Below are 9,162 nucleotides of genomic sequence, written 5' to 3' on the forward strand. Positions count from 1 at the left end.
CTTGCCATGGAGATGCTTGCAGAATCTAAACTTATTACATCTGCTGAATTTGTGGAAGTTAATCCAATTTTAGATGATAAAAATAAAACAGCATCAGTTGCAGTTGCATTAATGGGTTCTTTATTTGGCGAAAAATTATTATAAAATAATAGCAGTAACTCTCATAATGAGTTGCTGCTATTTTTCATTAAACGATCGTATTTATTTAATAGATTGTCCAATTTTTTACTAAGTTTGATTACCTTTTCATTGCTTAATGAAGAGTGAGATGCTTGGCTCACCATTTTTCTTCGATGAGCTTCAATGTCTTTTAGCAAAGATTGCTTATCCATATGATTCACTCCTATACGTAATGATATAATAACCTCCCTAATTTCTACATTTATACCCAGAGCCAAAAATTTTAAACAATTTACAGTAAATATTTGTTAAAATATGTAGTGGAGAAAATTTTTTTGTAAGAAATGAAACCTTTTCCGGTATCGATACGTATTATCGAGTAGCCGCATTAGAGCGGAGGTATAGGAATGGAAGCACTGATTAAAAAACGAATCAAGCAAGTGTTAAAAGGGGACCAAAGTGCATACGGGGAAATCGTTGAGATATATAAGGATAAAGTTTTTCAACTTTGTTACCGAATTCTCGGAAATCGTCATGAAGCAGAGGATATGGCACAAGAGGCATTCATTAGAGCATATGTTAACATATCAAGCTTTAATATTGATTTAAAGTTTTCAACATGGTTATATAGAATTGCAACAAATCTATGTATTGATCGGATTCGAAAGAAAAAGCCAGACTATTACCTTGATGCAGAAGTATCTGGTACAGATGGACTGACCATGTATTCTCAAATTGCATCAGATACGATTCTTCCTGAGGATGAAATAGAGAGTCTTGAATTACAAGAGACCATTCAACGAGAAATTACTAAGCTGCCAGAAAAATATAGATCTGTGATTGTCTTAAAATATATTGAAGAACTTTCATTAAATGAGATTAGTGAGATTCTTGATATCCCACTAGGCACAGTAAAAACAAGGATACATAGGGGTAGGGAAGCATTACGACACCAATTAAGAAATGTTTAATGAGAGGTGAAAATCAGTGAAGTGTCCAGATAACATTGTCTTGTATATGCATGAATATCTAGATGAGGAAATTGATGAGCATGATGAACAGTTACTAAAAAAGCATTTACAGACCTGCCCAAAATGTCAAAGTTATTTTCATGAATTAGAGAAGGCAATTGCCTTAGTGCAGAGCACTTCTCATATACAGGCACCAAGTAATTTTACTGAAAATGTAATGGCTCGACTTCCTAAAGAAAAAAGAAGGGTAAGTGTAAACCGATGGTTCCGACATCATCCTTTGTTGACCGCTGCCTCGCTTTTTATCATATTAATGACAGGCAGTTTATTTTCAACTTGGAACAAAGATCATGAGTTTTCAGTAACAAAGCAACCAAATTTAGTAGTTCATAATAATACCGTTATTGTTCCTGAGGGTGAAGTAATTAAAGGGGATCTAACTGTTAGAAACGGTGACCTTCAAATTGAGGGAAAGGTTGAAGGCGATGTAACCGTCATTAACGGAGAAAACTACCTAGCCTCTGCGGGCCATGTTACTGGTGAGATTAAAGAAGTAAATGAAGTGTTTGAATGGATTTGGTATCATGTAAAAAAGACAAGCAAAGAGCTTGTTAGCGTTTTTCGAGATAAGGATTAATTAATTAGTCGCTCATATAAGAGTGACTAATTTTTTCGTATATTATAAGAGGTATATGTTTTATTTGAACTTTGAACAGTGTCTAGCTCCAGCGCTTAGCTCCTCGGGGTCATAAGCCAAAGCCCTACAGAGGTCAGGACCTCTTTCAGTCTTCGTCTTATGCCTGTCGGAGCTTACCAAGGCGCTTGCGCTTATCTTATAATAAGAGCAAAATTTTTGTCATTTCATTTTTATGTTATAATGAGAAAGTTAAACAAAACTTTTAGCTAAATGCTTTTAAATATATATTTGGAGGAAGTACAATGTCGATTGCGGATTTCGATGTTTTGAAATACTTATCCATTACCATTGACATTCTCCTAGTTTGGTACGTGATCTATAAGCTGATCATGGTTATAAAAGGTACTAAGGCGGTCCAACTGCTTAAAGGGATATTTGTTATATTAATGGTTACAGTGATTAGTGATTGGTTTAGCTTAAAAACACTGAATTGGATGATGGAACAAATATTGCTTTGGGGAGTTCTTGGAATTATTATTATCTTTCAACCAGAGCTTAGAAGAGCACTTGAACAGCTAGGCCGAGGACGTTTCTTCTCTCGAACAGGGGTACAGGAAGAGGAAGAACAGGAAAAAATGGTAGAAGCGATTACGAAGGCAACCGATTATATGGCAAAGCGTCGTATCGGTGCGTTAATGTCAATTGAAAGAGAAACGGGTATGGGAGATTACATAGAGACTGGGATTGGCTTACAAGCGAAAATCTCCTCAGAGTTATTAATTAATATATTTATACCGAATACTCCGCTTCATGATGGTGCTGTTATCATTCAAAAGAATATGATTGCCGCTGCTGCCTGTTATCTTCCATTATCTGAGAGTCCCTTTATTTCTAAAGAATTAGGAACAAGGCACAGAGCGGCTCTAGGAATTAGTGAAGTGACGGATAGTGTAACGGTTATTGTGTCTGAAGAAACAGGGGCAATCTCACTTACCAAAAATGGAGAACTTCACCGTGACTTGAAGCTTGAACAATTTAAGCAAATGTTAGCTAATGAATTTATTATTCCAATGAAGCCGAAGCAAGCCTCCACACCTCGATGGAATTGGAGGGGAAAAAAGAATGGATAATTTAATTGATAAACTAATTGATAATCGATGGTTTATTAGGGTTGTTGCATTGCTATTAGCTTTTTTGCTTTTTATATACGTGTATGACGGAGAAGATTTATCGATTAATGTGCCACAGGATCAAGAAACGGAAACAATCACAGACGTTCCTGTGAAAAGTTATTATGATACGGAAAACCTTGTTGTAAGTGGGGTTCCAAGTACTGTAACAATCAAGTTAAGTGGGCCTAAAAATCTCTTGCAGCAAGCAAAGACCTCTCGATCATATGAAGTGTATGTAGATTTATCAGAAGCAGAGATCGGTACTCAACGTGTACCAATTGAAATTAGAGATGTGTCCGACAGACTAACGGTGGAAATTGAACCGGATTATGCTAATGTATCTATACAAGAGAAGGTAACACAGGAATTTAAGGTGGAGCCCGAATATAATTCAAGTCTTGTTGCAGATGGTTATACCGCTGAGCAGGCGGTTGTTAAGCCTAACAAAGTTAAAATTACTGGTGCAAAAGATGTAATCGAAAAAATCACATATGTAAAAGCAACGATCGATTTAGAAGGCAAAATTGAAGATACAGTAACAAAGGAAGCAAAAATTTTAGTCTTGGATCAAGACCTTAATAAACTTGATGTCATTCTTGAATCAGATACAGTGGAAGTGACCATACCTGTAAAGGCGTCTAGTAAAGAAGTTCCAATAAAAATTGTTGAAAAGGGAACCCCCCCCAGTGGGGTAACGATTGACTCGATTAATTTAGCTCAATCCCAAGCAACAATACTTGCTCAAGCGGATATATTGGACAAGACAGAATCAGTTCGTGTGGAGGTAGATGTTAGTTCGATAAATGATGATACGACTTTAACGCTGCCCGTCATTATATCTGAAGGCATTGTTAAAGTGGATCCAGAGATGGTTGATGTCACCATTAAGGTTAGTCGGGAAGAGGAGATTACCTTTTCTAATATTCCGATTAAAGCAAATGGGCTGGCTGCTGACTTAAATATGTCATACAATGAACCTCTTGATGGGACGGTTTCAATTACTGCAACAGGAGAAAGCAGTATAATAGGTTCTTTAAAAGAAAGCGACTTTAGCGTCATCCTTAATTTAGCCGGTCTAGGTGAAGGAGAACATAGTGTCGACTTGAACGTCACTGGTCCAACAAATATAAATTGGACGATCAACCAACAGACAGCAAAAATATCGATTACAAAACGAGAAGCATAGATGCACAACAATTATTAAGGAGAGATCTTTTAATGGGTAAATATTTCGGTACTGATGGGGTGCGAGGAGTAGCAAACAGTGAGTTAACTCCAGAATTAGCATTTAAACTAGGACGTTTTGGTGGCTATGTTTTAACAAAAGATAAAGAACGTCCAAAGGTGATCATTGGACGTGATACACGTGTTTCAGGACATATGCTTGAAGGTGCACTTGTTGCAGGTCTTTTATCTATCGGTGCAGAGGTAATGCGCTTAGGAGTGATTTCGACACCTGGAGTGGCTTACTTAACGAAAGCACTTGGAGCACAAGCTGGAGTTATGATTTCAGCATCTCATAACCCGGTAGCTGATAACGGAATTAAGTTTTTTGGACCGGATGGCTTTAAGCTTTCTGATGAACAAGAACTTGAGATTGAAGGATTAATGGATCTAGAAAAAGATGAATTGCCTAGACCAGTAGGTTCGGACTTAGGACAAGTTAATGATTATTTTGAAGGTGGACAAAAATATCTACAATACTTAAAACAAACGGTTGATGAAGATTTTACGGGAATACATATTGCTCTTGATTGTGCTCACGGTGCTACTTCTTCACTTGCTACACATTTATTTGCTGATCTAGATGCAGATCTTTCAACAATGGGAGCATCTCCAAATGGACTAAACATTAATGACGGTGTTGGTTCCACACATCCAGAGGCACTTTCAGCTTTTGTTAAAGAAAAAGGAGCGGATGTGGGTCTCTCTTTCGATGGTGATGGAGATAGACTAATTGCGATTGATGAAAATGGAGACATCGTTGACGGAGATCAGATTATGTATATTTGTGCTAAGTTCATGAAGGAGCAAGGAAGACTTAAGCACAATACAGTTGTTTCGACTGTAATGAGTAATCTTGGATTTTATAAAGGCTTGGAAGGTCACGGAGTTGAAAGTGTTCAAACAGCAGTAGGTGACCGTTATGTTGTTGAAGAAATGAAAAAGACAGGCTATAACCTAGGTGGAGAACAGTCAGGGCATATCATTTTCCTTGACTACAATACGACCGGTGATGGATTGCTTACAGGCCTGCAGCTAGCAAATATCATGAAAATCACGAAGAAACCACTTTCGGAGCTTGCAGGAGAAATGCAAAAATTCCCTCAAAAGCTGGTAAACATCCGTGTCACTGATAAGTACCATGTTACAGACAATGACAAGGTAAGTTCTATTATTTCAGAGGTAGAGGCAGAAATGAACGGGAACGGACGTATCCTTGTTCGACCTTCAGGTACAGAGCCACTTGTCCGGGTAATGGCAGAAGCACCAACAGAGGAGCTTTGTGAGTCTTACGTAAGCCGTATTGCAGCAGTTGTTCAGGATGAAATGGGACTATAATGTCACCTATTAATATGCATGAGGGGAACGTTTACAACCCCTCATGCATATTTTTTATATATGGGATACCTTATGTCACATAGTTTTTTGTTGACGAAGGCCTATCCATATTGTATGATTATCCTGATTTTGTAAAGAATGCAGAGGGAGGATAGAGGTTAATAAACAAGGAAACTTAAAGCGCCTGAACTAGCTGATGGACGAAGAGCGGCTAGTTGACGAGGAGGAGGTTTATCGATTTTTCGGCGGATGCCTCCCGATTGTTAAGCACAATCGTATGCTTTTTCTAAAAATCATTGGGGTAACCCGATGGACAAAGGGAAAAAGAATGCTTAAATCAATAAATGCTAACAATAAATATCACAGAGACTAGGGGGCAAGTCTGCCCTCGTTAGCAACTTGCCTCCGTATATTAGGAGGAATTACACTTATGTGTGGAATCGTTGGATATATCGGAAATAATGACTCAAAGGAAATATTATTAAAAGGGCTAGAAAAGCTTGAATATAGAGGTTATGATTCTGCTGGTATTGCAGTAATGAATGATCAAGGCGTTCACGTGTTTAAGGAAAAGGGTCGTATTGCCGACTTACGTGAAATTGTCGACTTAGGTGTAATGGCAAATACAGGGATCGGCCATACTCGCTGGGCAACACACGGGGTTCCAAGCAAAGTGAATGCTCATCCACATCAAAGTTCTACGACTCGTTTAACACTTGTTCATAATGGAGTTATTGAGAACTATGACTTGTTAAAGAAAGAGTATCTACAAAATGTTCACTTTGAGAGTGACACAGATACAGAAGTTATTGTTCAATTAATTGATTTATTCGTGAGTGAAGGTCTTGAAGTAGAAGCTGCATTTCGTAAAACACTGAAACTTTTGAAGGGTTCATATGCTCTTGCATTGCTTGACTCTCAAAACAATGAGACGATTTTTGTTGCGAAAAACAAGAGTCCTCTTCTAGTTGGTCTGGGAGACGGGTTCAATGTAGTGGCTAGTGATGCAATGGCGATGCTTCAAGTTACTAACCAATATGTAGAACTAATGGATAAAGAAGTTGTAATTGTTACGAAAGATGAAGTAACAATTCAAAATCTTGAAGGGGAAACCATTACTCGTGCACCTTATACTGCTGAGCTTGATGCAAGTGATATTGAAAAAGGCACATATCCTCACTACATGTTGAAGGAAATTGATGAGCAGCCAGCTGTCATTCGTAAAATCATTCAACAGTACCAAAATGAGTCAGGTCAGCTTGTGATTGACCAGGACATTGTGGATGCAGTGGATCAATCCGATCGAGTGTATATCATTGCTGCAGGAACTTCTTATCACGCTGGGCTTGTTGGGAAGCAGTTAATTGAAAAAATAGCTCAAATTCCAGTTGAGGTTCATATTGCAAGTGAGTTTGCTTATAACACACCATTATTATCAGCAAATCCACTATTTATCTTTATTTCTCAAAGTGGTGAGACTGCAGATAGCCGTCAGGTACTAGTTCATGTGAAAAAGCTTGGATATAAGACGTTAACGGTAACGAATGTACCAGGTTCAACATTGTCACGTGAAGCGGACTATACACTGTTACTTCATGCTGGTCCTGAAATTGCGGTTGCATCTACGAAAGCATATACGGCACAAATTGCTGTTCTGTCTATCTTGTCAGAAGTAATTGCGAAAAAACGAGGCCTTGAAGTGAACTTTGATTTAATTCATGAGCTAGGAATTGTAGCGAATGCGATCGAAGTACTTTGTGATTCTAAAGATGAGTTTGAAGCTATTGCACGAGAGTATTTATCAACCACTAGAAATGCATTCTTTATTGGTCGTGGAATCGACTTCTACGTAGTTCTTGAAGCTTCACTAAAGCTGAAGGAAATCTCTTATATTCAAGCGGAGGGCTTTGCAGGTGGAGAATTAAAGCATGGAACCATTGCTTTAATCGAAGATGGTACACCAATCATAGCTCTAGCAACTCAAGAAAGTGTAAACCTAAGCATTCGCGGAAATGTGAAAGAGGTAGTGGCTCGTGGAGCAAACCCATGTATCATTTCTATGAAAGGCTTAGAAATGGAAGAAGATCGATTTGTTATTCCAGAAGTACACGAAATTTTAACACCTTTAGTCTCTGTTATTCCAACCCAGCTGATCGCTTACTATGCAGCACTACATCGTGAGTGTGACGTAGATAAGCCAAGAAACCTTGCAAAATCAGTAACGGTTGAGTAATTACTATTTAAAAATGTCTACCACTGGGAATTCTAGGTGGTAGACATTTTTTTGTAACGAAGTATATTTACTCTTAAACAACTACCATCGACATTAATAATTTCTTTCAAGCCCTCTCTCAAACGCTGCAAGATGATTTCTAGATGCATTGCGTAATTGAGTAAACACCACTCTAATATCATTAGGAATTTCATATGCTAGGAATTTTTCATACATAGCTATATTGTCAACTTCTCCTTCTACACTAGCGGCAAAAGCAGACTTTACACTTCCGGGCGTTTTCACGAATGATTGTGATATATCCTCTGGAACTGGTACTTGGTATTTTTCGAAAAGAGGTAAAAGGGCATAGATATGTCTTAATTCTGCTTCTTTGATTTGCGCAAATGTACGTATGTCTCCAAAAGTTTGGAGAACATTTTTATACCTAGATTGAGCTAAGTGTTCATCTTGAAGTGCATAGGTTAACATTTGGGGTATGGTTAAACTGGTATCATTTAATGCACCTTTAGCTCCGTAATTAGTAGGCTGGCGACTAGCGGTTTTCAATATTTGTTTATTGAATAATAAGTATAAAAACCATACCGCGTGGTTTTGCTCATCAGCGGCAGCACGGCGAAAAGTCTCTTTAATCACAGGATTTTGTGACTTATCAGCAATGTCTAGGTAAAAGTCTACCGTTTCTTGTTCATCTCTAAAAGCAGACTCTACTCCCTCTATATACTGATCAGGACACTTTTCAATGCTTTCAGCAACCGGTTGTCTGCCCGTTAACTCTTTGTAAATTCTACTGAACTCCTCAAAATGGCGTATCTCATCCTGACGTATTTCAAGAATCTGATCTTTTTCAACCTGAGTTTTTGCCAATCTAGCTAATTGTTCGTAACATTTTATGGCTCCATATTCCCCATTGATTGCTTTTTGAATATCGTTTATTAAATTGACGTCAAAAGTATTTCGAAGATTAGCATGGTAAAAGGGATAATTATTATAGAAATACTGCATATTAGCATCCACCCCCCCAGGGTAATTTATCAACCTTATCATATGCTCAAATATCGAATAGGTGCCTAAAGGGGAGGTACGATGACGAAAGAAAGTAATTGTGAAGAAAAAATGAACTTATACCCAAAGGGGTTTACTTTGTTTTTGTTTATTCTATAATACCCATATAGGTATTGTTAATTACCTTAAACTTAGTAATAAAGTTAGTTGTTCATATAAAAAACTATTTATTGGAGGAATAGATATGACACAGAAAGTTGTTATCGTAGGCGGAGTAGCTGGGGGAGCAACAGCAGCAGCAAGATTAAGAAGAATAAGTGAGGATGTAGAAATCGTTCTATTCGAACGTGGTGAGCATATTTCATTTGCAAACTGTGGATTACCTTATTATATCGGGGAAACGATTAAGGACAGAAGCAAGCTGTTGGTACAAACCATTGAGGGTATGTCAGAACGCTTTAA

The 9,162-nt window shown here is 37.8% G+C and carries 10 protein-coding genes; 8 read left to right on the forward strand and 2 right to left on the reverse strand.

Annotation, left to right across the window (positions count from 1 at the left end; translation table 11 throughout):
- On the forward strand, window positions 1-144 hold a 144-nt coding region (locus ACGLXV_RS08175), incomplete at its 5' end, for an arginase family protein (RefSeq protein WP_391558233.1).
- A gap of 17 nt (window positions 145-161) precedes the next feature.
- Here ACGLXV_RS08175 and ACGLXV_RS08180 read toward each other — a convergent pair.
- Window positions 162-332: an aspartyl-phosphate phosphatase Spo0E family protein gene (locus ACGLXV_RS08180; RefSeq protein ID WP_119706298.1), complete on the reverse strand. Its 171-nt coding sequence runs from the start codon at window positions 330-332 to the stop codon at window positions 162-164.
- 195 nt (window positions 333-527) lie between these two features.
- Here ACGLXV_RS08180 and sigW point away from each other — a divergent pair, with 195 nt between their 5' ends.
- The 6 genes from sigW (at window position 528) to glmS (ending at window position 7,695) form a co-directional block, all read left to right on the forward strand.
- Window positions 528-1,091 (forward strand): RNA polymerase sigma factor SigW, encoded by a 564-nt coding sequence (gene sigW, locus ACGLXV_RS08185; RefSeq protein WP_119706299.1) that lies wholly within the window; start codon window positions 528-530, stop codon window positions 1,089-1,091.
- Window positions 1,092-1,107: 16 nt separating this feature from the next.
- Window positions 1,108-1,728: a zf-HC2 domain-containing protein gene (locus tag ACGLXV_RS08190; RefSeq protein WP_391558228.1), complete on the forward strand. Its 621-nt coding sequence runs from the start codon at window positions 1,108-1,110 to the stop codon at window positions 1,726-1,728.
- Between the two features lie 302 nt (window positions 1,729-2,030).
- The gene (cdaA, locus tag ACGLXV_RS08195) at window positions 2,031-2,858 is read left to right on the forward strand and encodes a diadenylate cyclase CdaA (RefSeq protein ID WP_119706301.1); all 828 of its coding nucleotides are present in this window, start codon (window positions 2,031-2,033) and stop codon (window positions 2,856-2,858) included.
- A complete protein-coding gene (locus ACGLXV_RS08200; RefSeq protein WP_391558229.1) occupies window positions 2,851-4,086 on the forward strand; it encodes a CdaR family protein in 1,236 nt (411 codons plus the stop codon). Before cdaA ends, ACGLXV_RS08200 begins: the two co-directional genes overlap by 8 nt.
- A gap of 32 nt (window positions 4,087-4,118) precedes the next feature.
- Window positions 4,119-5,462 carry a phosphoglucosamine mutase gene (glmM, locus tag ACGLXV_RS08205; RefSeq protein WP_119706303.1) on the forward strand — a complete coding sequence of 448 codons (1,344 nt, stop codon included), beginning with the start codon at window positions 4,119-4,121 and terminating at the stop codon, window positions 5,460-5,462.
- A gap of 430 nt (window positions 5,463-5,892) precedes the next feature.
- Window positions 5,893-7,695 (forward strand): glutamine--fructose-6-phosphate transaminase (isomerizing), encoded by a 1,803-nt coding sequence (gene glmS, locus ACGLXV_RS08210; RefSeq protein WP_391558230.1) that lies wholly within the window; start codon window positions 5,893-5,895, stop codon window positions 7,693-7,695.
- 93 nt (window positions 7,696-7,788) lie between these two features.
- Here glmS and ACGLXV_RS08215 read toward each other — a convergent pair whose 3' ends face one another.
- Window positions 7,789-8,700 carry a ferritin family protein gene (locus ACGLXV_RS08215; RefSeq protein ID WP_391558231.1) on the reverse strand — a complete coding sequence of 304 codons (912 nt, stop codon included), beginning with the start codon at window positions 8,698-8,700 and terminating at the stop codon, window positions 7,789-7,791.
- 244 nt (window positions 8,701-8,944) lie between these two features.
- Here ACGLXV_RS08215 and ACGLXV_RS08220 point away from each other — a divergent pair.
- On the forward strand, window positions 8,945-9,162 hold a 218-nt coding region (locus tag ACGLXV_RS08220), incomplete at its 3' end, for an FAD-dependent oxidoreductase (RefSeq protein WP_391558232.1).

Source organism: Robertmurraya sp. (assembly GCF_036676585.1).
Taxonomy (GTDB): Bacteria; Bacillota; Bacilli; order Bacillales; family Cytobacillaceae; genus Robertmurraya_A.

Excerpts from the sequence above, each read along its gene's own strand:
- ACGLXV_RS08180 (WP_119706298.1), bottom strand. The coding sequence starts at position 332 with ATGGATAAGCAATCTTTGCTAAAAGACATTGAAGCTCATCGAAGAAAA.
- sigW (WP_119706299.1), top strand. The coding sequence starts at position 528 with ATGGAAGCACTGATTAAAAAACGAATCAAGCAAGTGTTAAAAGGGGAC.
- cdaA (WP_119706301.1), top strand. The coding sequence starts at position 2,031 with ATGTCGATTGCGGATTTCGATGTTTTGAAATACTTATCCATTACCATT.
- ACGLXV_RS08200 (WP_391558229.1), top strand. The coding sequence starts at position 2,851 with ATGGATAATTTAATTGATAAACTAATTGATAATCGATGGTTTATTAGG.
- glmM (WP_119706303.1), top strand. The coding sequence starts at position 4,119 with ATGGGTAAATATTTCGGTACTGATGGGGTGCGAGGAGTAGCAAACAGT.
- glmS (WP_391558230.1), top strand. The coding sequence starts at position 5,893 with ATGTGTGGAATCGTTGGATATATCGGAAATAATGACTCAAAGGAAATA.
- ACGLXV_RS08215 (WP_391558231.1), bottom strand. The coding sequence starts at position 8,700 with ATGCAGTATTTCTATAATAATTATCCCTTTTACCATGCTAATCTTCGA.